The organism is Lacticaseibacillus chiayiensis (assembly GCF_004123795.1).
GTDB lineage: Bacteria > Bacillota > Bacilli > Lactobacillales > Lactobacillaceae > Lacticaseibacillus > Lacticaseibacillus chiayiensis.
This window is the reverse complement of record NZ_MSSM01000032.1, coordinates 16,494-42,434: the sequence shown is the minus strand read 5'-3', so window position 1 is coordinate 42,434 and position 25,941 is coordinate 16,494. Positions and strand designations below refer to the sequence as shown.

At 46.6% G+C, this 25,941-nt stretch carries 25 protein-coding genes, 1 rRNA gene and 1 riboswitch; of the genes, 6 read left to right on the top strand and 20 right to left on the bottom strand.

Annotated features, from left to right (window positions below; translation table 11 throughout):
- The 3 genes from BVJ53_RS11940 to BVJ53_RS11930 form a co-directional block, all read right to left on the bottom strand.
- Window positions 1–76 (bottom strand): 16S ribosomal RNA (locus BVJ53_RS11940); the annotation flags it as partial.
- Between the two features lie 381 nt (window positions 77–457).
- Window positions 458–1,741, bottom strand: a complete 1,284-nt coding sequence (gene serS, locus BVJ53_RS11935) for a serine--tRNA ligase (RefSeq protein ID WP_129302595.1) — start codon at window positions 1,739–1,741, stop codon at window positions 458–460.
- Window positions 1,742–2,226: 485 nt separating this feature from the next.
- A complete protein-coding gene (locus BVJ53_RS11930; protein WP_129302594.1) occupies window positions 2,227–3,804 on the bottom strand; it encodes a helix-turn-helix domain-containing protein in 1,578 nt (525 codons plus the stop codon).
- 244 nt (window positions 3,805–4,048) lie between these two features.
- Between BVJ53_RS11930 and BVJ53_RS11925 the strand changes: the two genes are divergently transcribed.
- Window positions 4,049–5,578, top strand: coding sequence for a helix-turn-helix domain-containing protein (locus BVJ53_RS11925; protein WP_129302593.1), 1,530 nt, complete (start codon window positions 4,049–4,051; stop codon window positions 5,576–5,578).
- Window positions 5,579–5,727: 149 nt separating this feature from the next.
- On the opposite strand, the gene BVJ53_RS11920 is transcribed toward BVJ53_RS11925, so the two are convergent.
- The 5 genes from BVJ53_RS11920 to BVJ53_RS11900 form a co-directional block, all read right to left on the bottom strand.
- Window positions 5,728–7,188 carry an amino acid permease gene (locus BVJ53_RS11920; RefSeq protein ID WP_129302592.1) on the bottom strand — a complete coding sequence of 487 codons (1,461 nt, stop codon included), beginning with the start codon at window positions 7,186–7,188 and terminating at the stop codon, window positions 5,728–5,730.
- Window positions 7,189–7,352: 164 nt separating this feature from the next.
- A riboswitch (Lysine riboswitch) is annotated at window positions 7,353–7,527 on the bottom strand.
- A gap of 59 nt (window positions 7,528–7,586) precedes the next feature.
- On the bottom strand, window positions 7,587–8,297 hold the full coding sequence (gene budA, locus BVJ53_RS11915; RefSeq protein WP_129302591.1) for an acetolactate decarboxylase: 711 nt from the start codon (window positions 8,295–8,297) through the stop codon (window positions 7,587–7,589).
- Window positions 8,298–8,364: 67 nt separating this feature from the next.
- Window positions 8,365–10,041 (bottom strand): acetolactate synthase AlsS, encoded by a 1,677-nt coding sequence (gene alsS, locus BVJ53_RS11910; protein WP_129302590.1) that lies wholly within the window; start codon window positions 10,039–10,041, stop codon window positions 8,365–8,367.
- A gap of 362 nt (window positions 10,042–10,403) precedes the next feature.
- Window positions 10,404–10,952 carry a hypothetical protein gene (locus BVJ53_RS11905; protein WP_129302589.1) on the bottom strand — a complete coding sequence of 183 codons (549 nt, stop codon included), beginning with the start codon at window positions 10,950–10,952 and terminating at the stop codon, window positions 10,404–10,406.
- A 119-nt stretch (window positions 10,953–11,071) separates the two neighbouring features.
- Window positions 11,072–11,596: a GNAT family N-acetyltransferase gene (locus tag BVJ53_RS11900; RefSeq protein ID WP_129302588.1), complete on the bottom strand. Its 525-nt coding sequence runs from the start codon at window positions 11,594–11,596 to the stop codon at window positions 11,072–11,074.
- A gap of 386 nt (window positions 11,597–11,982) precedes the next feature.
- Between BVJ53_RS11900 and BVJ53_RS11895 the strand changes: the two genes are divergently transcribed.
- The 3 genes from BVJ53_RS11895 (at window position 11,983) to rpmG (ending at window position 14,048) form a co-directional block, all read left to right on the top strand.
- The gene (locus tag BVJ53_RS11895; RefSeq protein ID WP_129302587.1) at window positions 11,983–13,014 is read left to right on the top strand and encodes a DUF916 domain-containing protein; all 1,032 of its coding nucleotides are present in this window, start codon (window positions 11,983–11,985) and stop codon (window positions 13,012–13,014) included.
- Between the two features lie 242 nt (window positions 13,015–13,256).
- Window positions 13,257–13,835: a hypothetical protein gene (locus tag BVJ53_RS11890; RefSeq protein ID WP_129302586.1), complete on the top strand. Its 579-nt coding sequence runs from the start codon at window positions 13,257–13,259 to the stop codon at window positions 13,833–13,835.
- A 63-nt stretch (window positions 13,836–13,898) separates the two neighbouring features.
- Complete coding sequence (gene rpmG, locus BVJ53_RS11885; protein ID WP_003566154.1) at window positions 13,899–14,048, top strand: 50S ribosomal protein L33; 150 nt, start codon at window positions 13,899–13,901, stop codon at window positions 14,046–14,048.
- A 111-nt stretch (window positions 14,049–14,159) separates the two neighbouring features.
- On the opposite strand, the gene BVJ53_RS11880 is transcribed toward rpmG, so the two are convergent.
- On the bottom strand, window positions 14,160–15,020 hold the full coding sequence (locus BVJ53_RS11880; protein WP_129302585.1) for an RluA family pseudouridine synthase: 861 nt from the start codon (window positions 15,018–15,020) through the stop codon (window positions 14,160–14,162).
- A gap of 137 nt (window positions 15,021–15,157) precedes the next feature.
- On the opposite strand from BVJ53_RS11880, the gene BVJ53_RS11875 reads away from it, so the two are divergent.
- Window positions 15,158–15,967, top strand: a complete 810-nt coding sequence (locus BVJ53_RS11875) for an alpha/beta hydrolase family protein (RefSeq protein WP_129302584.1) — start codon at window positions 15,158–15,160, stop codon at window positions 15,965–15,967.
- 87 nt (window positions 15,968–16,054) lie between these two features.
- Here BVJ53_RS11875 and BVJ53_RS11870 read toward each other — a convergent pair whose 3' ends face one another.
- Window positions 16,055–16,618 (bottom strand): hypothetical protein, encoded by a 564-nt coding sequence (locus BVJ53_RS11870; protein WP_129302583.1) that lies wholly within the window; start codon window positions 16,616–16,618, stop codon window positions 16,055–16,057.
- 219 nt (window positions 16,619–16,837) lie between these two features.
- Here BVJ53_RS11870 and BVJ53_RS11865 point away from each other — a divergent pair, with 219 nt between their 5' ends.
- On the top strand, window positions 16,838–17,236 hold the full coding sequence (locus tag BVJ53_RS11865) for a phage infection protein (RefSeq protein ID WP_129302582.1): 399 nt from the start codon (window positions 16,838–16,840) through the stop codon (window positions 17,234–17,236).
- A 70-nt stretch (window positions 17,237–17,306) separates the two neighbouring features.
- On the opposite strand, the gene citG is transcribed toward BVJ53_RS11865, so the two are convergent.
- The 10 genes from citG to BVJ53_RS11815 form a co-directional block, all read right to left on the bottom strand.
- Complete coding sequence (gene citG / locus BVJ53_RS11860) at window positions 17,307–18,158, bottom strand: triphosphoribosyl-dephospho-CoA synthase CitG (protein WP_129302581.1); 852 nt, start codon at window positions 18,156–18,158, stop codon at window positions 17,307–17,309.
- Entirely contained in the window at window positions 18,151–18,846 is a 696-nt protein-coding gene (locus BVJ53_RS11855; protein WP_129302580.1) for a GntR family transcriptional regulator, read from the bottom strand. Before BVJ53_RS11855 ends, citG begins: the two co-directional genes overlap by 8 nt.
- A 128-nt stretch (window positions 18,847–18,974) precedes the next feature.
- Window positions 18,975–20,378 carry an oxaloacetate decarboxylase subunit alpha gene (locus tag BVJ53_RS11850; RefSeq protein ID WP_129302579.1) on the bottom strand — a complete coding sequence of 468 codons (1,404 nt, stop codon included), beginning with the start codon at window positions 20,376–20,378 and terminating at the stop codon, window positions 18,975–18,977.
- Entirely contained in the window at window positions 20,371–20,919 is a 549-nt protein-coding gene (citX, locus tag BVJ53_RS11845; protein ID WP_129302578.1) for a citrate lyase holo-[acyl-carrier protein] synthase, read from the bottom strand. Before citX ends, BVJ53_RS11850 begins: the two co-directional genes overlap by 8 nt.
- Complete coding sequence (gene citF, locus BVJ53_RS11840) at window positions 20,912–22,444, bottom strand: citrate lyase subunit alpha (protein WP_129302577.1); 1,533 nt, start codon at window positions 22,442–22,444, stop codon at window positions 20,912–20,914. The genes citX and citF overlap by 8 nt, the downstream gene beginning before the upstream one ends.
- Window positions 22,444–23,322, bottom strand: a complete 879-nt coding sequence (locus BVJ53_RS11835) for an aldolase/citrate lyase family protein (protein WP_129302576.1) — start codon at window positions 23,320–23,322, stop codon at window positions 22,444–22,446. Before BVJ53_RS11835 ends, citF begins: the two co-directional genes overlap by 1 nt.
- Window positions 23,310–23,615, bottom strand: a complete 306-nt coding sequence (citD, locus tag BVJ53_RS11830) for a citrate lyase acyl carrier protein (RefSeq protein ID WP_129302575.1) — start codon at window positions 23,613–23,615, stop codon at window positions 23,310–23,312. The genes BVJ53_RS11835 and citD overlap by 13 nt, the downstream gene beginning before the upstream one ends.
- The gene (gene citC / locus BVJ53_RS11825; RefSeq protein ID WP_129302574.1) at window positions 23,605–24,609 is read right to left on the bottom strand and encodes a [citrate (pro-3S)-lyase] ligase; all 1,005 of its coding nucleotides are present in this window, start codon (window positions 24,607–24,609) and stop codon (window positions 23,605–23,607) included. The genes citD and citC overlap by 11 nt, the downstream gene beginning before the upstream one ends.
- A gap of 1 nt (window position 24,610) precedes the next feature.
- On the bottom strand, window positions 24,611–24,754 hold the full coding sequence (locus tag BVJ53_RS11820; RefSeq protein ID WP_049172589.1) for an OadG family protein: 144 nt from the start codon (window positions 24,752–24,754) through the stop codon (window positions 24,611–24,613).
- Between the two features lie 54 nt (window positions 24,755–24,808).
- Window positions 24,809–25,933, bottom strand: a complete 1,125-nt coding sequence (locus tag BVJ53_RS11815) for a sodium ion-translocating decarboxylase subunit beta (RefSeq protein ID WP_039639198.1) — start codon at window positions 25,931–25,933, stop codon at window positions 24,809–24,811.
- Between the last annotated feature and the right edge of the window lie 8 nt (window positions 25,934–25,941).

Here is a 25,941-nt window from a genome sequence, read left to right as displayed (position 1 = left end):
CCAAAACTCGTTCGACTTGCATGTATTAGGCACGCCGCCAGCGTTCATCCTGAGCCAGGATCAAACTCTCATATAAATATGAGCTGTTCGAATAGCTCGATTTTTTGTTCTAGCGAATTGACTTCGCAAATGTTACTTTTTGCCTCGATACCGGAGTATCAAGGACCCTGCACATTTAAACGAAACTTTGTTCAGTTTTCAAAGGACGACTTGTCAAAAGACAACTTTGATAGATTATCATGACATGCAAATCATGTCAACAATTTTTTGAATAAACATGCATTTGTTGAATGTCTTGATGTGCTATTAATTCGGCAACGAAGAATATAATAGCAACTTTGTTGAACGCCGTCAACACTTTTTAAATGAGGTTTTACTAAGAAATTTAAGACCGAACGTTCAATCAAAAATGCAGCGAATTATTAACAATTCGCTGCATAAACATGCAATTCTTCAATTAATCTTCTTGCTTAATCACTGTTTGTCCGTGCATGTATGGAACCAACACATCAGGGATCTTAACTGTTCCGTCTGCTTGCTGGTAGTTTTCAAGAATGGCAGCTACCGTTCTTCCAACTGCAAGTCCTGAGCCATTGAGTGTGTGGACAAACTGTAATTTACCTTCGTCGTCTCGATACCGAATCTGGGCACGCCGCGCTTGAAAGTCGGTGCAGTTGCTGCAGCTTGAGATTTCCCGATAGCGATCCTGAGCCGGGAACCAAACTTCCAGATCATTTGTCTTGGCGCTGGTAAAGCTGGCGTCGTTGCTAGCTAATGTGATGACATGATAAGGCAACCCCAGTTTACGCAAAAGATCCTCAGCATCATGAATCAAATTGGTTAATTCTTTCCAGGAATCTTCTGGTTTACAAAACTTCACCATCTCGACCTTGTTAAATTGGTGCATGCGGATCAAGCCGCGGGTGTCACGGCCGGCGCTACCGGCTTCAGACCGAAACGCCGGAGTTAAGGCAGTAAAATTGATTGGCAGTTTATCCGCATCGATAATGTCGCCACGATAATAGTTGACTAGTGGAACTTCAGCCGTTGGAATCATGGTTAATGGCTCGCCATCATTGGTGATGGTGTAAGTGGCATCGGTAAACTTAGGAAACTGGCCAGTGCCAAACATGGAATCGTTGTTAACCAAATAAGGCGGAATAATTTCTTCATAGCCTTCTTTTTGATGTTCATCTAAAAAGAAATTGTAAACGGCACGCTCCAGACGGGCACCTGCCCCTTTATAGTAAACAAACCGACTACCTGAAACCTTGGCAGCCCGTTCGAAATCTAAAATGCCCAGGTTCTCACCAATGTCCCAGTGATGCTTTGGTTCAAATTCAAAACTTGGAATGTTGCCCCACTTGTACTCTTCTCGTGAGTCATCTTCGTTCAGCGACATTGGTACATCATCTGCCGGAAAATTCGGCAAACGCACGAGAATATAAGTCACCTTATCATTAAGTGCAGCTAATTCTTTGTCTAGAGCACTGATTTTCTGGCCGACTTCGCGCATCGCCGCAATTTGGTCATCTGTGTTTTCTTTATTGCGCTTCATGATGGCGATTTTACCGGAAACTTCATTTCGCTGTGCTTTTAGTTCCTCGGTTTGCACCGTCACTTTTCTCCGCTTCTCATCCAAAGACAGCAGCTCGTCAATTTCTTCGCCCTTAATTGCACGCGCCGCTAGTTTCTTCTTCGCCCATTCAGGCTTTTGGCGAATCAGTTTCAAATCTAACATACTTTCCCTCCCTCATTGTTTTGGTGAATCCGACACGTCAAAGTTTGCCTTACCGCGTCTGCCGGCGCAGAGCCTGCGCGTAAGGAGCTACGTCGCAACGGCAAAGACCGCCATCACGATCAAGGTGGCTTAGACTCCGTTTTTACCCGGGCTGGTTCACGTTCAACAAAAAAAGCCCTTCATCTCCAATGGGACGAAAGGCTTCTTTCCGCGGTACCACCCAAGTTTGGCATATAACGCCACCCTCTTAACCGATAACGGTCGGCTTCCGTGCAGCTCGTCACTACCCACTCATGCGCTGGAATAAGGATGGTTGTCAACTTGCACCAACCGCTGACTCTCTAAAACATCCACTTAGGCGCTTCAGACGTGTTTACTATACATTGACAAAATACCGCATCTTGACGAGGAATACAAGAATACTTTTGCATTTTTATGCCAAATATACCCGCGATCTAACTATTTGCGCAGATTACTGTTGGCTTCTAGTAAATAAAACGCGCTTCTTTGAGCATCTTTTCATCCCAAAGTTCACGTAACAAACTATAAAGCTGGCCGTAGTGGTCATTGGTGACATTAATGTGCCACGGGAAAATCTGCGTTTTACCAACATTGTCTTTAATGAGCCCTACCGAAGTCGTGATGACCAGATCAACATCCTTGAGATTAACATCAGACGACGCTAACTCAACAAACGGAATAGCATGCAAAAACGCCAGTAAATCAATATAGCCGGTCATTGTTTGTTCGATAAACGGAGCAACCAATACCTTTTTGCGCGGTTGAAATTGAACCACAATTTGATGCAAACTGCGATAGAATGCCTCTGTCAAAACTTCCTGGCAACTTTGAAACGATGACAGCTTCTTGCGTCCAATCACCTCGTTAAGTGTAACCTTAACCTGTTGATAAAAAGCAGGATCATCCTTGGTTTGCTGAATGTTTGAACTGAACTCGGCTAACAAACTGGTCGTAAAATCCTTATTAAACGCCAGCACACTCACCGTCACACTCAGCATATTGACGAATAGCAAACGGTAATTATCATCAGGCAAGTGAATATCACGCTTGAAGCTGTATGGAAAACGCTCGAAAAATCCGCTGATCAACTGATAAATTTCGGGATTGTAGTTGTTGTAGCGCTCAATCATCCGCTTTTCAACTTGCTCATCCGTAATAATATATAGCGGTACAAAATTAAACAGAAAATAAAGCGCGTCACTTTCGCTCTGTTGCTGCTGAGTGGTCAAATGCTGAAGTCGTTTTGATTTATCCAGCAATCGCGAGGCTGCGTCGCTGAACAGATTGGGAACCGGGTAATGCAACACCTCTGATTGCGCGGCATGCAACAAAATGTGGCCGTTTAAAATGCGCTGATGGGAAATCGCCACATAGTACATTAATAACTCACGCGTGATGGTGTTGACCTTACCGCCATCAAAGACGACCAGTAAGCCATCTAGAATCTGACCTGCTTGCTGGTGTGACAAATTTTCAAAAGGCCACGCCACGCCATTGGTTGCCAACCAATAATCAATTGTCATAAACAGCCGGATGTTTAATTCCGGGCCAGTAAATGATAGTGTTTCATACGAGAACTGCACCCCGCTTTGCCGCGCATAACCTCGAATCGCCTTTAAATGGCGCAAAACCGTGGCTTTAGAGCTATCACTGGCTTTCAAAAAATCATCAAGGTTCTCGTACCGTTGATATAAGACAGCATCTAAAAATTTGTATGGATGTGATTGAGTAACAAGATGATAGCGAAATTCGTCAACTGGCACCGCAAATAATGTTTTCACTGAACTATGGTGCCGGCCGAGCATAGCCTGTAGTGAACTGATCAAGCCATTATAAGTATTATAGACGCTGCCATAATTGCGGTTCGTAAGCGCTGCTATCTGTTTGAGATTAACCTCACTTACCAAGTTCCGATGGTTACGATAAGCTGCTAATTTCGCCGTAACTGGTGTCTGCGCTTCTCGTACTTCGATAATCGTGCGGAACAATCCCAGTTTCTCAGCGTCAGACATTGACAAAAAAATATCATGATTGTCTTTCATAAAATCTCCCTACTTCAGATAATTTCCCCATTTTTCATGATTATACTTCATCGAACATAACGCGTCAGTTTTCAAGCTCGGCGTAAGGCTTGTCTATACCATTTTTATAGCAGTTTATCATCCTAAAAGATAGTTTTACGCACGTTTAAAGTTCAATAGTTCACTAATAAAACGTCATACTTGTCATTTTTTGTTATAATTGACATTGAAGCGAACCAAATTGTCTTCAGATTGGGGGATCACGATGCTTTACGAACAGACTTTTCTTGACCGCGCTGATTTCCAAAAATACCAAATGTTTTCAGCTATCAAGGATAGTAATGTCCAAACTTATACCATTAATACCCTCAGTCGGCACCTAGACCTTTCCTATCAGCAAGGTTACAACATCCTGCAGGAACTCTTTCGCGATTTAACTGAATTAACTGCCCACCCGGAAAAACTTAAACGTAAACAAATCAACCTTCTAATGGAAATTGACGTGACAGTTGATGATTATCATCTTTATTTGCTAAAGCATGCGATTGCGTTTCAATTTGTCGACTACATTGTTCAGGCAAATCATCCTTCTACCGAGCAATTTTGCCGCGCACATTTCATCAGTCGCTCGACATTGGTGCGTAAAACCGCTGCCTTGCGTTCATTGCTCGAACGGTTCCAGATAAAGTTGTCCTTTAGCGACCTATGCTTCATTGGTAAAGAAAGCCGAATCAGGTTGTTTCTGTTTGACTTTTACTGGCTTGGCTATCATGGTGTTGACTGGCCATTTAAAGTTTTGGACGAGCAACAGATTGTCAAGGAATACATGGCCTTGCCTAATGCTAAAACCAATCCGGTCGATATCCTTGAAGAGATCCTCTTTTGGGCAATCTGTCGGGTGCGGATAAGCGGCAACCATTTCATTACCTGTAACGAACCGTTTGACCGGATTTTCAACGATTATCCTCCTTTCCAACATACCGTTTATACGCGAGAAATGTTTCCGGCATACAATAAGCAATTTATGAAAGCCGAAAATGACTTCTTTTATTTTCAGCAACATCGAACGATTACCTTCTTGCCTGACACGCTGGCCGATAAAAACTTCATTCATTACGTTCTTAACCAAAAGACGATTGCTGCCGATTTTGTTAAACGACTTTTGGCCTTTTTAGGTGATCATATTCGTCACCACACAGTCTTTGATCTTCAGCACGAACAAGGCTTAATCCTCAATCTAACCCGAATCGCATTGAACAATGAAATGCTGGGCGGCGACTTTATGCATTTAGTCGACTTTTTCAATCCCCGTGCATTGAATTATACCAAGACTAATCTTTATCAACGGCTTGAAGAATTTATTGCCACCCTGCCTGATACACCTGCTTATCGGCATTTTCTTGGTCAGCAGCATCTATTTTTACGGACACTTTACTATTTGTTGACCCCTTATCTGCGCTATTTTGCCGAGATGCCTACCGTTCGCGTCAGATTGGCCTATCTTGATCATAATCTGCTGAACCGCCACCTCATCAACTTTTTATCCGATTTACCAATGGTCCACTTGTTGCCGGAACAATCCGTTTTTAAAACAGCCGACCTTGTCATTACAAGCGTCGATAATGAGCAGGCCATGAAAGCCGCTGCTCCTGCCGATTTTCATGGGCACATTATTAGTTGGACAGCTGAAGACAGCGATGACGCCATCTTCCAACTGTATTTGTTGATTCGCCGTTTGTACTTAAAGAAAACCGATGCCTCGTTATCAGACAACCACGCCGATCCACCTGCTTAGTCTCCTACCTTTTTGCCAGTTAACTATCAAAACTCGGCTCTAGAGCGCAAATTACTGCGTTTTAGAGCCGATTTAATTTCGCACGTACTCATAATTTTAACGAAAAACGCCGTATTCAAAAAGCTGATCGGATTCATCCTTATTCGCAACTACTGGTTCGTTCGATGCTCGCGGTGCGGTGAAAGATCAACGCTTTCAAGCGGAATCAGTTTGGTCTTATACTTGACCTTGTACCAGACAAATAAAACAATAAATAGCGGGATTGACATGTAGGAAATCAGCAGGCGCCCCCAAGCAAAATGTTGCACTGCCTGCAGATCCTGACCCACAATCACAATCAAACTCATAATAATCGCCAAAATCGGGCCAACTGGGAACCATTTTGCATGATATTTTAACTCATGAATATCATGTCCTTGCTTGACAAACGCACGGCGGAAGCGAAAATGCGACACCGCAATTCCAAGCCACGCCAGAAATCCGGTCAGACCGGATGCCGCAACCAGCAGTTGATAAACATGTGGCCCCATAATGCTGGTTAAAAATGTCAAAGCGCCGACCATCGTTGTTAATAATAATGCTGCAATCGGAATGCCTCGTGTATTCGTTTTTTGAAAAACGCGCGGCGCAAATCCTGATCCGCCCATGGCCCATAACATTCGAGTTGAAGCATACATGCCGGAATTGGCAGACGATAAAACTGATGTCAGAATCACGGCATTCATCACACTAGCTGCTCCGGCGAGGCCAATTCGATCAAATACCAGCGTAAATGGCGAAATCGCTACCTGATCGACACTGGCGCCTAATAAATTCGGACTGGTATAAGGAATGATGGCGGCAATGACGGCAATAGAGAGAATGTAAAACAGTAAGATCCGCCAAAACACTTGCTTAATCGCCTTGGGAATGCTAGTTTCCGGCGTGGCACTTTCGCCGGCTGTAATCCCGATTAGTTCGGTGCCTTGAAAAGAAAAGCCGGCGACCACGAAAACCGCCAACGTTGCCGGTAAACCACCAACAAAAGGCGCCGCCCCGATTGTATAATTTTTAAAGCCGATGGGTCTATGCCCGCCCATAATCCCCAGAATGGTCAACACCCCGACGACCAAAAAGACCAACACAGTGATCACTTTGATTAATGACAGCCAATATTCGGTTTCACCGAACGACTTAACAGAAATAAGATTAATCGTAAAAATGAGCGTCAAGAAGCCCAGTGAAAACAGCCAGCCCGGTACATCCGGCAGCCAAAAGTGCATGACAATGGCTGTTGTCGAAACATCAACGGCGACAGTGATTGCCCAATTGAACCAATAGTTCCAACCTAAGGCGAAACCAAACGCTGGATCAACAAACCGGCTAGCATACTCTGAAAAGGAACCAGATACCGGTACATAAGTGGCCATTTCACCTAAACTGGTCATCAGAAAGAATACCATTACCCCGATACCAATATATGCTGCGATAGCTCCGCCCGGGCCGGCAGTTGCGATCGCGCTACCGCTAGCGACAAAAAGTCCGGTGCCAATGCTGCCGCCAAGGGCAATCATTGAAAGATGCCTGGTTTTGAGTTCTCGTTTTACCTGATTCGTTTCTGACTGTGCCACAAATGTACTCCTTTGCTGAATGGGTTAGTTGTTAAATGCTGGGTTGTGATGGTCGCTTACACGCCAACTCCTAAACGTGCCGGCTCACGCTCAAAAAAGCCGATGGATTAGTGATTAACTAACCCATCGGCCTATTCTGCTTCTCGTCATGAATAAACGTGATCCGATTTGTTAGCGCCCCGCGATAGTCGCGACAGTCCAGCAGATGTTATCTACTGGCCCAACACCGCCTTACTGAACTAAGTCGGTATTTCGGCACCTTTCCCTTTGACAACCACGCGTCTGGCGTTCAGGCCATTGTCGTTGCGACTGATGATCGGTGCGACCTCTAATCTTAATTATGGTTAACGTTATCATGTCTGGTTATGAACAACAACCGGCTCTCACCCGGTTTTAACTCAATTTTCAGCTTTGCGGATGTCATCGATTAGACTAGCCGTGTCAAAGTGCTGCTTTAGGAACGGTTCATCATCAGTTGGCAGGTGTAACTGAAAGTCACTAAATTTTTGTAAAAATAATTCGCCACTGTCGAGTTCAAACCCGAGAATGTGCCCACCCATGTGATGATCGGCGGACAGAAAATGCAGATGGAACCCAGGCGACACTGCTCCAGCATAAAGATCAGGCGAAAAGTAACCAATGAGGGTGCCTTTGATGTTTTCAGCGTGGAATTCTTTCTGACCCGAAGCCGTTTCCGTCAAAGTTGGATAAGGTGGTTGCTGCGGCAACACAGCGCGCGTGTGCATTTGCGTAAAGGTGCCTTCGACCCGAACTGCCGCAAAAAGATTGCTGGTTTTTAACCGATCAAGGGCCGCTTTCTGAAACCCATTTAGATCCAACCCCTGAAGCTTTCCGGCCGAAACATCGTCTTGATAATGAACATTAGCAAACGGCACCTTCTCATCCGCTGCAACTTCACGAACGGTTCCTTGTGCGCTAACCTGATAAACTTTGCCAGCTTGAATAATCAACTCGCCATCAAGTCCGGTCAACGTCCCAATACCAGTGTCACCGTGTTGCAGCAACGCTTCTATCGTCTGTGTTCCGGCAAATAAACCAGGCACTAACATTGCCAGTGTCCCATGTTGATACAATCGATTCGTTTCCAAAAAGAAGACCCTCCCTTTGCGCAGGCTTCAAGCGCGCTGCTGCTTTGAGCCAACCTGCTACCAACGATTAATAAATCTGGTCAGGAAGCATGGCGGCGCCAAGTTCCGCATTGTCGGAATAATCGACCGGAATGTCAACCAGCACTGGCCCTTTAGTCGCGAACGCTTCATCTAACACTTTGCCAAGTTCGCTCGGCTTATTAACCCGCAGACCTTTGGCACCAAAAGCCTCCGCATACTTCACAAAATCTACTGGGCCAAAGTCGACACCTGCAGCCTGACCATATTTCATCTCTTCCTGGAATTTTACCATATCATAGTGACCATCGTTCCAAATAATGTGAACCAAATCAGCCTTCAAACGGACTGCTGTTTCTAGCTCTTGGCCAGAGAAAAGAAAACCACCGTCACCTGACACTGAAACTGCCTTTTTGCCCGGGCGTACCAAAGTAGCCGCAATCGCCCAAGGTAAGGCAACTCCTAGCGTCTGCATCCCGTTGGAAAACAGCAAATGCCGCGGCTCGTAACTCCGAAAATGGCGGGCCATCCAGATATAGTGACTGCCAACGTCCACAGCAACTGTCATGTCATCTGTCACGCGTTTTTGTAAAGCCGCCACGATACTGAGTGGATGTAGTACTTTTTGATCAGCCAGCGCTGGCGGAACGTCACTTTCCTGCAGTTTTCCCTGCAGTTCCGTGAGGTATTTCTTGCTTTCAGGAGCCACTTGGTACCCACGCAATAAAGGCACCAAAATATCGAGTGTCTGGGAAATATCACCGATCAGCTCGGTTTCCGGTTGGAAGTTGTGATCGATTTCCGCTGGCACATCGTCAATCACGATGATGCGTGACTTACCATCCGCATTCCAGTTACGTGGTTCGTATTCAACCGGATCATAGCCTATCGCAATGACTAGGTCACTGTGCTGCAGCAACATGTCGCCTGGCTGATTGCGGAACAGACCCACCCGCCCAAAGAAATTGTCAATTTGTCGGTGAGAGATGATGCCTGCACCTTGGAAAGTTTCAACCACTGGCAACTCGGTGACTGACAGCAATTCGCGAATTTCTGCCGTCACATCGCTGGAAGACGCACGCATCCCCAACAACAAGACTGGCAGCGACGCCTCTTTAATAGCATGTGCCAGGTAAGTCATATCACTGGGACTCGCCGGCCCTAACTTCGGTGCCACCAACGGCTTAATCGGTTCCGAATTCACCGGTGAATCGGTGACGTCTTGAGGAATCGACACGAAACTTGCACCCTGCTTGCCAGATTCTGCGGCTTGATAGGCATTTGCAATGATTTCGCTGACATTGTCGGGATCCTGCACTTCAGCGGCATACTTGGTAATCGGTGCAAAAAGATCGGCATTGCGCATGCTTTGATGGGAACTACGCAACAGATCTGCCCGCTTGACTTGACCAGACAAAGCCAAAACCGGGTCGCCTTCAGCGGTTGCCGTCACCAAGCCGGTTGCCAAGTTTGATGCACCAGGTCCAGAGGTTGTCAATACAACGCCGGGTTTGCCAGTCAAACGCCCAATCCCGGCAGCCATAAAGGCAGCGTTCTGTTCATGCCGCGCCACGATTAATTGCGGACTCTTTTGTGATTTAGGATGTTCCAATGTTTCAAAAACCCGGTCGATTTTAGCGCCAGGGATACCGAAAACATAATCAATCCCATGATTTGCCAGACTTTCGACAATTAAATCTGCGCCATAGCGCTTCTCTTCTGCCATTTCGCCACTTCCTCATTATTGATGTGTTTCATAATACGCTTTTTGTGTTCCTTTTCAAGCCTAATTTTCTTGAAAAACACTGATGAAACAAAAATATTCTGTAGCATATTTTCCATAAATCTGTATCAATCCTAAAATTGGTCGAGCCAGTTGAAATTCGCCTAGCTGATGTTTTTTTGATATCATCTTGATTTTAAACGAAGTCCATAAGCTTTGATTAAAAATTGCTCATAAAGCGTTGAGCTGACTTTTTCTTGCAGGTTACTTTCGAACCAGAACGGCATCCGCTCATACAAAAACGCACCGCCCTGATAGACGATGCGTTCTACTAATAAATTTCCAAAATATCAGATTCCTTACGATTACATGGTACGGCTAATTTTGCCGATACCGGTCTTCGGATCCGTCATTTTCATATTGAAGCTGAATTTCGTGAAAATATGGCGCAACTTGGCTAAATTGACCTTGTCAAAGGAACTGATGGTACCGTCGACCAACCCAATATCGGCTTTCATTGCCAGATTTAGAAACGCTTTTAACGCCAATTGTGCTAGGCCCAGATTTTCAAAATCGTAAAAAGCCAGCCGACTTTCAGAACCAAGTGTCTCCAAAACGGTGATATGCATCACATTATCCCAGCGATTGGTTTCAAACAGGAGCTGTGCTTGATAATCCGCTTTTGAATGCCCGTACTTATCAACATTTTCAAATGGCGTGTAGACATAGATCGAGTTCGTTTTTTGTTTTTGTTCATCGGATTTAAAGTCAGTGAACACAATATATTGGCTCACTTTCTTTTGCGTCGGATCCTGCGGCCGATTCATGCTGGACAGCACGGTGAGCTGGGGATCGGCTTCGATTGCTGCAAGCCGCTTTTTATAGGCCTGCTGGTACTCTGTTTGCACAGTCATTTTGAAACCTCCAGACTATTACTCGTTTTCATTATAGCATTTTTCAATCCGATGCCTACACAAAAGAAAAAAACCGAGCTGAATTCACTCGGCTTTCAAAAATTGGTTAAAGAAAGTCCTCATTTTTCAAACTGTTTCGGCAACAGTCGAAAGTACTGTTCATCGCGCGGCTGGTGCTCGGTTAACCCTCGTGGCAATGGCACCTCGAACTGAAAAACAAAGCCTAATCTTTTTAATAAATGAATAGATGCCTGATTGTCAGGGAAAACGCCTGCCCAAATAGCCTTGATGGCATGATTAAATTGGTCAGCAATAACAAGTTGTAACCCTTCGCGCATGAACCCCTGATGCCAAAAATCCGGATTAAGAATATACCCGATCTCACGCGTCATGTCATCCCCCGTTTCAAGCGATAAGACTCGAGGATAGACGCCAATGTTGCCAATCACCTGTCCTTGGTAAACCAATGCCAAATCCTGTTGCTCGCGGGCAAAGCGTTGGACATGTTTGGCCGCCGCCTCCCGCGTTAGCAGCGGTGCCATCCCCGCAGCCATGGTCACCTGTTTGAGTCTAGCGTAAGCAAAATAATCATCTGTATCTGTCAGCACAAAAGGGCGAACTGTCACCCGTGGTCCTTGTAACATTCCCTCTCCTCCGATGCTCGTCTCATTTAGTGGAAAAATTTTTCCATTCAGTGAGATGAACGTCCTTTTCAATTGGATTGAAGCCCGCATTTTCTTCGGCGGTAACTATTTATCTTTTCATATTATCGAGTATTCGTGACGCGAAGACAAGTCTCGGCTGCTACAACCCATGTCCTCACGCAACCATGAACAAGCATTTTATGAGGGCTAAACACCTCTTATCGGTAAAATAAAATTGTTATCCGAAATAATCGATATAACAATCAGACAAGGCGACGTCCGATTTACTAGCAAACCTCACCCATGTCTGACAGTCAGCGATAAATGTGATCGCACTTGGTGGCACCTATTGCCACCTACATATCACAGACAAAGGGTGAGGACACATGAAAAAGATTGTACGTAACAGTTTGTTACTTTTCTTATTTATGGCTTTTATCTGGCCACTTCGAGTGATCAACGCCGATGTTTCGCCCACGTTCACTGTGACGCCGATCTTACCGGCTAATCAGCGTCAGGCAATCACCGGTTATTTTGACTTGGAGGTTCAACCCGGTCAGCAAGAAGACTTACAACTGCGGATCGCCAATCAAACTGATGAAACACAAACGTATACGCTCGCTGCCAATCCTGCTTACACCACCAATAGCGGCATGATTGCCTTCGATCAAAGCCGGCCACCGCTGGATCAAAATGCTATCCGGCTGAATACGTTGATTAAGGGACCCGAATCAGCCACCATTGCTGCGAAAAGCAATCAAGTGGTCACCTATCATTTGCAGGCACCATCTGCGCATTTTATCGGCATTATCTCTGGCGGCTTTTATGTTTTGCAAAAAGGCGGCACGGCAACGATGTCATCAAATGGCGGTGTCCGGTTCACGGATCAGTTTGCAATTGGTATCCCGCTGATTTTACGGCAGGATCTGAAGACCCCTAATCCGCCAAGGTTGGAGCTCACGAAAGCCAGTATCGGGACTGCCAACCATTATCCGGTGGTGAACGCCAACATCCATAATCCTTCAAGCAATCAGTTTGGCAAAATTGCCACCGATTATGCGTTATTCCCAACAGGCGGGAACAACGCAGTGCTGACCGGACATTTTGCCGGCTTGGCTGTTGCGCCACATTCCCGCTTCACGCAAAGTATTCCGTTAAATGGTAAGCAATTGCAGGCTGGCTTTTATACTTTAAAGTGGACGGCAAAATCCGGTTCGTATACTTGGAACAAGCAGGTTAACTTTCGGTACAATGGCCATTTGCCGGGCAATACCATCGTTTCCCGGCCGCAGACCCCTGCTGCGTCGCAAAATAGTTCAGTACTGCCTTGGATAATTGCTGGTATCGCCACCGGATTGCTCATCATGATTCTGGGTATTTGGCGCTGGACTATTATTCGACACAAGCAAAATCAGTAGAAAAGCGTGCTGTTACCGCTTCTTTGGCTTATGATGAAGGTAGCGCACAGGCACCGGTCTCAAGACGTCATAATTTTGGCGATTGCCTAGGCTGGTTGCACCGACTACCGCATTATTGGAACATGGTAACGCCAAGAACGTACTCGTAAGGCCGCTTATTGTTGGATATTTTGCAAAACTGTCGCGGTTTTGTTTGTGGAATCGCCATAACACGTTCGCCGGCGCAAAAGGAGGGGTTTTCCATGTCGTCAAATAACCGAATGCTTGGCAATGAATTTCAAACCGCTTATGAAGATGCGGGCGGTTCGGATATTTTAAAGTTTTTGGCGGATGTTAAACAGGCTTACCGCTGCATTAGCGATCTGACTGCGCGTATCACGGCCATGCCGGATTCGGTCAAGACCGAGTCGGTTCCGCAACTTTTGGTTCAACAATTAGATCAGACCACGTTCGCTGAAAGTTCCGTGCGCAAATGGGAAGATGATTTGCGCCGGTTTGCCGCTTATTTAACGCCGCTGGAACCGCCAATTGCGATTCTTGACAGTTGGAACACGCTCACCAACTTCCTCGAAGCTAACCAAGCATTGCTGAGTTCATTGCAAAATGTGCCATTACTGCACCAAGACACACAGGATGTCAAAACGGCCACCCAACTGCTGGTTTACCCGGCTGAGCCGCTTTTCCAAGTTGTGCAAGCCGACACTGGTCAAAGTGACGCCATTGATTTACCCGGGTTAACGACAGCTGATCCCGATGGCGTGGCTGAAATTGCCAAAGCCCATGGCGTGACGCCGTTTGCCGCCTTTACGGTTCAGCCTTGATTTTGCCCTGTCAATCCTGTATGCTTGACAGGTTAAATCATGAAAAAAGCGAGGTGCTGAAAGATGCGGAATAATATCATCTTAGGTAACAATGAAACCGGCGAACGTATCTATTTGACTTCCAAGAACAAGCGGAACACGCCTGATCGTCTGCAACTCAAGAAGTATTCACCAAAGCTGCGCAAACGTGTGGTCTTTACTGAAGTTAAGTAGGCTATAAACCGCCAAACATCAAAAAAGTACCTTCTTACCGAGATTACCGGCAAGAAGGTACTTTTTTTGAACGCTGACCCCCATGCCGATCGGGTGGCAATTTGTTAGGCATCATTTTTCGCTTAATAATGTCTCAAACAAAGGCGGGATCGGCAGCACCGCATGAATTTGCTTTTTGGAAAATGGGTCAATAAAGCTTAAGCGTGTGGCCTGTAACGCCTGATGGTCAATCAAAGCACTTGGTTGACCATAAAGCCGATCGCCGACTAACGGATGGCCGAGGCTGGCAAAATGGACCCGAATCTGGTGGGTTCGGCCCGTTAGCAATTGCACATCAACAAGGGTGTTGGTCGCCCTTTTCAACACCTTATACCTGGTTAGGGCAGACTGACCGTCATTGGTAATGATTCGGTGAATCCCATCCGAACCCAAACCGATCCGAGCGTCAATCGAGCCTTCTGATTTTGCGAGCTGCCCACTCACAACAGCAACATAATGTTTTTCCAGAGTAGCGTGTTGGGCCTGATCGAAACGGCCTTGAGCGTAAGGATGTTTGGCCGCCAGAACAAGGCCAATCGTATCACGATCCAACCGCGTTATGATGGCTGGTTGTGGTTCTGTGATGCTCTGTTGCTGCAAGTACCACACAATCCGATTTAACAAGCTATGATCCGGTGCATGTGGGCCAGGAACACTGGTTACGTTGGCCGGCTTGGCTACGATTAGCCAATTTGCGTCTTCATATAATACATGAAGACGCACCTTCTCCGGCGTAACCATTTTAGTCGTTGGGATCGCAAAACGCACGACTTGCCCAGCGTTGACTGCTGTATTACCGACCGCCTGCCCGTCCACCCAAAGAAGTCGATCACTCACCATCTTTTTGAATAAGCGATGACTGACCCCTTGCTTGGCCAGTAAACGTTTAACAGTGGTGGTCGCGCTTGCTTTCACATCAAATGTATATCGCATGGGTCTTCCCTTCGTCATTAACAGCATTCCTGTGTCTTAAAGCCGAACGAATTTTTTGGAAAGTTTGCATTCAAACGGCTTTTGGGACTATGGTTAGAGTATAACTAAGGTACAAGAATAAGGAGGAACAGGCAAATATGCAAGTAGAAAAAGATGTGATTTACGATGAGGCCCACGATTTACCCGCCGATCTTTATGTACCGGAGGACGCCAATGGTGCGGCAATCGTGTACGCTCACGGTGGCGGTTGGTTTCGTGGGGATAAGAAAAATGAAGATGATTTAGGCGAATATCTCGCCGACGCCGGTTATCTCGTGGCGATTCCCAATTTTCGCCTAGCACCGAAGTTTTTATATCCGACAGCGCAAAACGATTTCGATCATTTTGTCGACTGGCTGCTTGCTTCCCCCTATGACTTTGATCGTAAACGTCTGGGCATCTTAGGTGCCAGTTCAGGTGGTACCATGGTTTTGCAAAACAGCCTATCTTCCGGCTATCCCGTAGTCGCGTGGTCACCGGTTGTTGATTTTGCCAATTGGGTACAAAAAAATCAAATGGTGAAAGCCTCGGTTGATGCCAAAAGTGAATTTGGTCTTACCGAGATTCATGAAATTCACGATTCATTTTACAAATACTTTATCCAAACTTATCTTGGTGGTTTAGATCCGCGTTTGTTAACGGCGGTCAATCCGACGAATCACCTGACTGACCAACTTGGACCGACATTACTCTTTAACTCTGCAGACGAGCTAATGCCGCTGCCAAGTGCCTTACATTTCGTGCAACAAGCGGCTATGTTTGGCCGGGACATCACATTGCATGTGGTACCTGGGACCGGTCATGCCCGCGACTACACCAGCTTTGCGTTACCTGAAACTAAGGGCTTCTTTGATCATCATCTCTTTACTAGCGTTGAAGATAAAACGCTCAATAAAGCAACCGATTAAGCGTTCACTTTTCGGTTAAATATTAAAATCGTCTCCAATGTTACTCATTGACATTAGAGACGATTTTTTATGTTTTCTTACTTAACTTTAAGGACGGAGTATCAGTGGCGCTGTTGCTCCCGGCGCAATCCACTGGATCCCGTTAGTTACTGGCACCAAATAAATGGCGTCTGCAGCAACATCAGTCGGCGTTAAAATAACACCGTTCCCTTTTGGCGTTGCCGTGTAACCTGAAGTTGTCTTCACACCAGCTTGGGTAATGGTCATCTGGTCACCGGTAATCGTGAGTGTTACATGTTCGTTATGCCATGTGCCAATATAAAACGGCGCTTTAACCGTGGGCTGACTGGTTGTCGAAGAAGTTGCGGCACTAGACGTATTGGCAGCATCAGTTGGCGTGCTGGCATCCGTGGCGACGACATCCGTTTGGGCTGGGGCCGTCACACCGGTTTCACTTTCACTTGTTGGTGTACTTGCTTCGATACTAGCCTGGCTCGTTAGCGATTGACGCGGCGCTGCTTTTGTTGAAATCGTCTCGGCATCTGCCGTTCTTACCTCACTTTTAGCACTGACTTGATGCTGATAAAACGCGGCGCCGGAAAGTCCGCCAAATGTCAACAAGGCTGCTGCTATCATCATCCATTTCTTCATGTCAATCACTCCCGCTCAAGTCTGGTCAGTATGTTGCTTCTTTCAACATGTTCAGTCTAGCATGCAGGCCATCCCTAATATTACAAAAAGATGTCAAAACAAACAAATCTTAATATTTTCAAGGCTTTGAGATGTCATCTTTTTGTAACTTAACAAAAGGCATTCAATTAACTTGCAAAAGCAAACACACGTTCGTAAAATTGCTTTGAGGTGGTCTGAATGACGTATGAAGACAAAATCGGCAAGCAAAAGTTTGCGGCATTGGTTGATGATTTTTTTGCCAATCGGTATATCGACCGCGGCATGCGCAAGTGGCAGGGCTATTACCTTTCCGACCATACCGCAGCGCTAAAAAAGCAGGCTAAAGCCGAAAGTGTGACCTACCCGCCGCTTTCTTTACAAGAGCAGCCTTATGTTCGCATGATTTTACTGCGCGCCTATGCTGAAGGCCAATCCGTCACCCTTCAGCTTGATTTGCAAACGCCAAATGGCCAGATGTTGCCGCCAATTACAGGTAAAGTAGCCGGACTAAGCGACAGTGATGTGGTCAATGTTGACGGTCAAAACATCAGTATCGACATGATCCGGCATATTGATCTGATTCCTTTTCCGGTTTGAATCAAAAAAGCACCTGCTAATAGGGCAGATGCCGTTCGTCAACTTCTCGTTCAATAGCATGTTTCCTTGGTCAAGCCGTCCGAGTGCCCAAGAGCGACAAAGCATCAAAAAAGTATGCCAGACTCAGATAATCAGCCGTACCACCCGGGCTCAGATTCAGGGTGATCATTTCGGCATTCAAGGTACGTAAGGCATTGGGCAACCGCATATCGGAAACATACAGCAACGCCTTTGCCGCATTCTGGACAAATCGCAACCCAGCCAGACCGCCGCGATGCAAAAGATTAGCATCTTCAACTTGAGCCATCAAATGCACCATCAAGCGCAAGTAACGCAAATCGCCTTGTGTTGTCGTTTTTTGCAGATATGGCAACATGATCTCACGAATGGTTGGGTAACCTGCTAAAGCCTCACCACGCACTCCTGTGACGCCATGTTTCACATATAAAGCTTCGCCATGGCTCAGCTGCGCTTTGTCACCCAAATGACGAAAATCACCGGCAACGCCTTGTGCGACCTGCGCCACTGCCGGAAAAAGCGGCGCAAATTCAGCGGCCACCACCTCCTGCAAAGTGTTCTGCTGCAACAACCAACCAAGTGCCCCCAATAAAAAGCCAAAGGAAAAATTGGCGCCACGATGTGTATTGACGCCGTGTGTTGCCGTCAACATGGCATTTTCCGCGTCAATGCCAATTGCCCGCAATGTCTGATAAAGTTGCGGCACTGTTTTGGCTGCCAGACCAGCATGCAGGTATTGTGTGAAATAAGGTGCCAACGCGTCAATGCTGGCTTCAAATGTTGTGACATCCATATCCCGATGAGCTCCGTTAGACTCGGGATCAACCAACCCCGGCTTGGGAGCAAGCAGCACTTCAGCATGTAAACTATTCACTGCGGCTTGAGCGATACGTTGTTCATTCAATGTGTTTGGCCTTCATGACTTTTAGAATATATTGCAATGAATGCTCGAGATGTTCCCGAGTAATGAGCTTGATCTGATCATCATCCCGGTTTAACATACCACGATAAAGCAACCAATGTTCCTGAATCGCCAAATTACGACGATCATCACCATTAATACTAATATCGCGAAAATAAATCAAATAATTCTGTAGCTGATTAACAATCATTTTCAGCCGCAGCCTATGACTCGCATCATAAATAAAGTTGTTAAATTCCGTAAACTTCGCCATGACTTCAGACACCCGTCCAGCATCGTTTAGACGATCCGTCTCCTCCAAAAGCGCCCGCATCTGCTTAAATTGATCAGGCGTCATCAGGCGCATGGCTTCACGAATGGCTAAAACATCCAACTCCTTGCGAATGTCAAAAATCTCATAAGCATCATTAATTGAAATACCCTTCACAACAACCCCAATACCGGTTTTGCGTTCGACCAGGTCCTCTTCATCCAGACGCTCAAGCGCATAGCGAATAGGTGTGCGGCTAATGTTGAGATTTTCGGATAGATTCTTCTCGTTAATCCGTTCACCGCTGGGTATTTCACCTAGCAGGATGGTTTTTCTCAACGCTTCGTAAACCGCTTCTTTAATCGGCCGGTTCTGTGATAGATCCAAATTTTTCTTAACGGCAGGCACCACTTCATTCATCGTTCGTTCCCCCCTTGTCCTGTGGGCCATTATACCAAAAAAAGCCGTTAACTAGTCGGTTAACGGCTTGACCCATATTTCTTCTAACGAAAATCGTTTCATCCGCTAAATGACACAGCTCATGAAACTCAATTATGGGTAGGATCAAATGTCAAATCGATCTTCTGAACCGGAACATCGTAAAATGGATCTTCGCGCCGGCCTAAAAAGTCTTTGGCCTGATCCGGAAACAAGGCGTAACTTAATACGTCTTCTTCCGAATGAGCATACTTGGCAATCGCTTTGCGGAATGCCGGCATCTGCGACTCAATTAAATCAGCTGGACGCGTGGTCACGATCGATGCATCACCGATAATTTTTTTAGTCATTTCCGGAGAGATCGGTACGGGTGGGCGACCATAGAGACCGCGAACATAATCCTTGATTTCTTTTGGAATTAACTTATAACGCTCACCAGTCATAACATTCATTAGGCTCTGGGTGCCAACCATTTGTGATAATGGCGTCACTAGCGGCGGGTACCCTAAATCGCCGCGGACACGAGGCACTTCTTTTAAAACGTCCCCGTATAAAGCTTCCTGACCTTGATCTTTCAACTGGGCAAGCAGGTTGGATAGCATCCCACCTGGCACTTGGTAAATCAACGACTTCGGCTCAACGTCCTTGACGCGCGGATTGAGCTGGCCTGACTCACGGAATCGATCCCGAATCGGTGCAAAGTAACTGGCAATGTCACTGACAATATCGAGCTTGACATCGGTTGGATAACCCAAGTCCTGCATCGCTACCAGCATCGATTCGGTCGCTGGCTGACTGGTACCACCGGCAAATGGGGAAACGGCGGTATCAATGATGTCGGCTCCTGCGCGCACGGATTCAAGATAAGTCATTTCGGCCATGCCCGCGGTTGCATGCGTATGCACTTCAAGCGGCACCGTAATCTCCTGTTTAATGCCGGTCACGAGATCAAAAGCTTTTTGTGGCGTCAGAATGCCCGCCATATCTTTGATCGCAATCGAATCGGCACCCATGTCTGCCATTTCTTTGGCTAATTTAATGAAATAATCAACCGTGTGAAACTCGCTGGTTGTATAACTAATCGCTAGCTGCGCGTGACCACCGGCGTTTTTGGTTGCTTCAAGTGCAGTCTTTAAGTTACGCGTGTCATTTAAGGCATCAAAGATCCGAATAATATCAATGCCGTTTTCAACCGACTTTGTGACAAAATCGATGACGACATCATCGGCGTAATTTTTATAGCCAAGTAAATTTTGGCCGCGCAGTAACATCTGCAGCTTAGTGTGTTTCACAGCTTTACGAATCTTTCGCAGACGTTCCCATGGATCTTCGTTCAAGTAACGGAGGCAGGCATCAAAAGTGGCCCCACCCCACATTTCTAACGAATGATAACCGGCAGCATCCATTTTACCCAAAATTGGCAGAATGTCACTTAACGGCATCCGTGTGGCGATCAGACTCTGCTGGCCATCACGCAACACGGTTTCCATAAATTGGACTTTTTGTTTAGCCATGTGTGGTCCACCCCTCCTTTATGATTGCTTCGACCACTTCTTGAACTTCAGGCAGCCCGTGGCGACGTGATCGGGCACAGGACTTGGCATCCTCGCCACAAACCAAGCAGGCGCGCGGCGGCAAGTCAAGATCAGCGCGCGAAATCTGATGCAGCTGTCCGTCTTTTAACGTCATCACGTCAAGATCTAGCAGATCACAAAAACACTGTTGCTTCTCAAAGCCAACCATGAGTCGCTTCAAGGTGATCGGTGACAGCCGAACCGCCAAATAAGCTTCAGGTCCGGTTGCCAAGGTGTCGATTTGGCTTTCCAGTACTGCTTCATCCAGTTGATCCTCCAGCGCTTGAATCGCCGCCGAAAAGACTGTGACCACTCGCCGACCAGTCTTAACCGGTCCCGGAATCCGCAAAGTCACATGCAGCAAAACGGTTTGGGAATGAACGGTTAGCCATTCCCGTTCCTTGACGATTCTGGCATCTTTAGCTGCAAGCATTTGCTCGAGATCAACCTGTGGGCCGTCCAAAACCGAGAACTTAAACATTGTGGACCACATCAATCAAGGTACCATCACGATATTCGATCAACGCAACGACCTTGTCACCATATTGAATCGGCTCCGGCGTTCCCGTGATCGTGTACGCCATTTCTTTAAGCGTTTCAATTGAAAATTGTGGCACTTTCAAATGTTTGAACATCTCGATTAAGTCCGGTCGCGCTGGGTTGATGGCCACACCGACTTCAGTGACGACAACATCAACGCTGGCGCCTGGTGTCACCACCGTGTTGACATTTTCGACAATCGTTGGAATCCGACCGCGAACCAGTGGCGCAATAACCATACTCATTTTGCAGGCAGCACTTGTGTCACTGTGACCGCCTGATGCTCCCCGAATAATGCCGTCAGATCCTGTGATGACGTTGACGTTAAAATCGGTATCAATTTCCAGTGCTGATAAAATCGCGATGTCAAGCTGGTTGATCACGGCACCTTTGCTCAATGGTGAAGCATACATGTTAGCATCGATTTCGTAATGATCGGCGTTTTCCCCAAGCGAGACTGCTGAAGGATGATCAAAATCTTGGACGTCAATGACCTTTTCAACAAGTCCTTCTTTTAAGAGTTCGACCATGGAATTGGTAATGCCACCCAGTGCAAAACTTGCCTTGATGTCTTGTTTCAGCATCGCTTCACGCAAGAAGCGGGCGACGGCCAATGAAGAGCCGCCTGTGCCGGTCTGGAAAGAGAAACCATTTTTAAAGTAAGCAGACTTGGTAATCACTTCTGCGGCATATTCCGCAATTTTTAATTCTTTAGGATTCTTGGTAAAGCGGGTCGCCCCTTTGGCAATTCCAGTTGGATCACCGATGGCATCCACCTGAACCACATAGTCAACATCGGTTTGGGGAATACTAATCGGTGTATTTGGGTAAGGTACCAAACTATCGGTAATCGCAACGACTTGATCAGCATACTTGGCATCAATCATGGCATAGCCTAAGGATCCGCAAGTTGCTTTGCCTTTCGTCCCATTAACGTTGCCATATTCATCACTGCTTGGTGCGCCAAGGAAAGCCACGTCAATATGAATATCGCCGCGTGCAATTGCCCGCGCCCGACCGCCATGGGAACGAATCACAACTGGATTTTCCATGATACCATTGGAAATAGCAGCACCAACTTTGTCACGCAGGCCAGAACTGGTGATGTTGGTGACAACGCCATTTTTGATGTGTTCAATAAGCGGTTCGTGCACATTGGCAATCGAACTCGGGGCAATCGAAAGATTCTTGATCCCCATTTTGGCAATTTCTGCCATGACCATGTTCATCACATAATCGCCTTCGCGAAAATGGTGATGGAATGAAATGGTCATGCCGTCTTTTAAACCAGTGGCCACAATGGCATCGTGAATCGAAGCAACTAATTTACTATGATCGGGCTTCACCGGCTTGATATGCCTGGCATGTTCATTGTAAAGCCGAATGTTGGCAAACTCGCCACCATAAACGCCATACTGATCGGCATACGGCGTCGGGATCTCACGATTAAGCTTATTCTTGACCATCAGTCTACCTCCATTCCTGATGCCTTAGCGAGCGCAATCGTATATTGAGCCCGTTCTACAACCGGTTTATCAACCATCTGACCATTGACAGAGACAACGCCGGCACCTTTAGCTTCGGCTTCCTTCAAACCAGCGACAATCTCGCGTGCCTTCTGAACTTCAGCCAAAGCCGGAGCGAAAACACTGTTAATCACTGGAATTTGCCGCGGATTGATAACTGATTTACCGTCAAATCCGAGTTGTTTGATTAATTCGGTTTCATGGCGCAAGCCTTCCTCGTTATCGACTTGCGTATAAACCGTGTCAATCGCCGCGATACCAGCTTCCCTGGCCGCATGCAAAATATAGTTGCGGGCAAAAGAAAGCTCTGCCCCGTCAGCAGAACGATGCGTGTGCTGACTGGTTAGATAGTCCTCGGCACCAAGCGCAATGCCGATCATTCGTGACGATGCCTGCGCAATCTCACGCGCGTTCAGAACGCCTTCCGCGGATTCAATTGCGGCCATCATGCGCGTGGTACCGACTTGAATACCATATTTTTCTTCAACTGCCGTGATCACAGCATCCACATCGCGAATATCCTGCGCGGTTTCTGTCTTTGGCAACCGGATCACATTAATGCCGCCGAGTACCATGGCTTCGATATCTTGATCGCCACCAGCATCAAGTGCATTGACCCGGACAACCGTTTCAACACTGCTATAATCAAAAGTTTTCAAAGCTGAGTATACCAACATCCGGGCCGTATCTTTTTCTTTTAATGAAACGGCATCTTCAAGATCAAACATGATGGCATCCGCACCGTAAATGGGGGCATCGCGTAACATTCCCGGGTTAGCCCCTGGGACAAACATCATGGTTCTTCTTAATTTATCCATGCGTTGATCTCCTCCCAGTCAAATGTCTTGTTGTCTGCTGCACGGTACGCTGCTGCAATGGTTCGTGCTTTGATGGTGCAATCCAAAGCACCTTTGTCATTGGCTTCTACCGCAACTTCTTCGATACCCAGTTTTGTCAAGGTTGCCGCGATCACGGCACGGATTTGTTCGCCAAACTGCTTTTCAACGCTACTTTGCAGTTGAATCGTGGTGCCGCTATCGGCAGGCGTCAGTGTGATTTGAATATCGCTTGACTCCAATGTCCCTGCAGTTGCGGGATGATTAATTTTCATGAGTTGATCGCTCCTTTATTTCTGTATAAACTTCGGGATAAACCAGACGTTCGACAGTGACCCAGTCATGCTGGGCAATAGCGGTGCGGACGCGGGTTGCGCTCACAACCGTACCATCGATTATCAAACGCGGCACCACGATTAATTCGATGTCGTCAGCAAAAGTTGCTGCCAACTGCTGATTGTAAATCGCCGTGACTGGCGAAAGCGGTTCTTCACCAACATATCGCCGACTGATGCCAAGAATCGGGGCAATGCGTTGTTTAAAAAGTGCCGCGTCTAGTCCTGCCTGAGCGGTTGCAATCGCTGCGTCCGCTCGATCCTTGAGAAAGTAACTTGGAAACGTGGTACTGGAAACCATGTAGTCCTGAGTTGGCAGAACCACGACGTTGGACCAACGTGCTGCCACTTTTTTAACCAAGGCCAAACGCTCTGTTGCCGTAAACATTGATCGTTCAGCTGACAAGACAAAGACGTAAACAACCGCATTACTTTTGGCAGCTTGTTCAATTAAATAAGCGTGCCCGCGAGTGACCGGATTGGCATTCATCACGATGGCCGCAACAGGCTTTCCAGATTGGCGGGATTCTTCCAGCAGCTTCGTATAATCGTCAAAGTTAGGATAGCCTCGTTCTAATAAAACCACAGAATCAGTGGACGCCAACTGTTTAAATCCTAGTGATTGAAAAAACTTTAGCGTGCTTGGCTTGGTATAAACAAAGCTATGCGTGATGGCTTCATCATCTAGCCGATCAAGCAAGGCCTGAATAATTTGCGCCAATAGATTCTCATGCTGGACTGTCGGCGAAACTGCCACTTCTTTGATAATATTGCCTGACAGTGATCCTGTCGCCAGTAAATCGTCACCATCAAAGATGCCGACCGTATAATCGACTTGGCGATCCGGTGTCAATCCGGCATCAGCTAGCAACGTGTGCCAAGCTGTAGCAGCTTGTGGGTTCAAATCGAACCAAATACGCTTTAATGTCGCCACTTTATTTTGCCGCTTTTTTGGCTGGGGCAAATTTAAGCAATAGTTTGGCGACGATGTAGATGATGAATAAAACAATAAACACGCCGCCCATACCTACCAGCATTAATTCACCAGCCTGTTCAACAGCAGTCGGATCAAATTTCATAACGCAAAACCTCCCAAGGGTGTTCAGACTTCGCAACTGACAGGTGCATTGATGTTAAGCACCAAAGAATGACAGCAAGAGACCGCCAGCAATAACCGAACCAATTTGACCGGAAACATTTGCCCCAACGGCATACATCAATACAAAGTTCTGCGGATCTTCATCGGTCGCCATCTTCTGAATGACCCGGCTTGACATTGGAAATGCCGAGATGCCTGCCGCGCCGATCATCGGGTTAATCTTCTCTTTGCGGAACAGATTCAGCAGTTTTGCGAAAAGAACGCCGCCAACAGAATCCATAATGAAGGCGAAGAGGCCAAATGCAATGATCATCAATGTTTGAATATTCAGGAATTGATCTGCTTGTAATTTAACGGAAATCGTCAATCCTAACAGAATCGAAACGATGTTGACCAGTTCGTTTTGAGCGGTATTAGACAATCGATCTAACACGCCACATTCTCTTAGCAGATTACCAAACATCAGGAACCCAACCAATGGTAGAGAAATCGGGGCAATAAAACCCGCGATGATAGTGATGATAATCGGGAACAGGATTTTGGTTGTCTTGGAAACCCCTTCTGCACGATAAGTCATTCGAATGCGACGTTCATGCTTCGTCGTAACTGCTTTGATTGCCATCGGTTGAATGATCGGCACCAACGCCATGTACGAATATGCCGCCACGGTAATAGCCCCTAGTAAATTCGGTGCTAGTTGGTTAGAAACGAAAATGGATGTTGGGCCATCTGCCGCACCGATGATCCCGATTGACGCCGCCTCTTTAATGTTGAAACCGAAGAAAACGGCAACGAAGACAGTAGCGAAAATACCGAATTGAGCGGCTGCACCGAAAAGTAACATAAATGGATTCTGCAGCAGCGGGCCAAAATCGATCATGGCGCCGATCCCAATGAAAATCAGTAATGGGAAAAGTTCGGTGTTGATGCCGGCTTTGAACAGAACATCCAATACCCCTTCCGTCTTAGTGCCGCCAACGACCTGGGTTAAAACACCGGTTCCGGGGAAATTCACCAAAATGGCGCCCAGTCCCATCGGAACCAATAATGTTGGTTCGTATTCTTTCTTAATACCCAGATACATCAAGAGCGCACCGATCAGCATCATTGCAATTTGGCCTAGCGTAATGGTCGTGATTCCGTGAATGAGCGCTTCCATACCTTCAC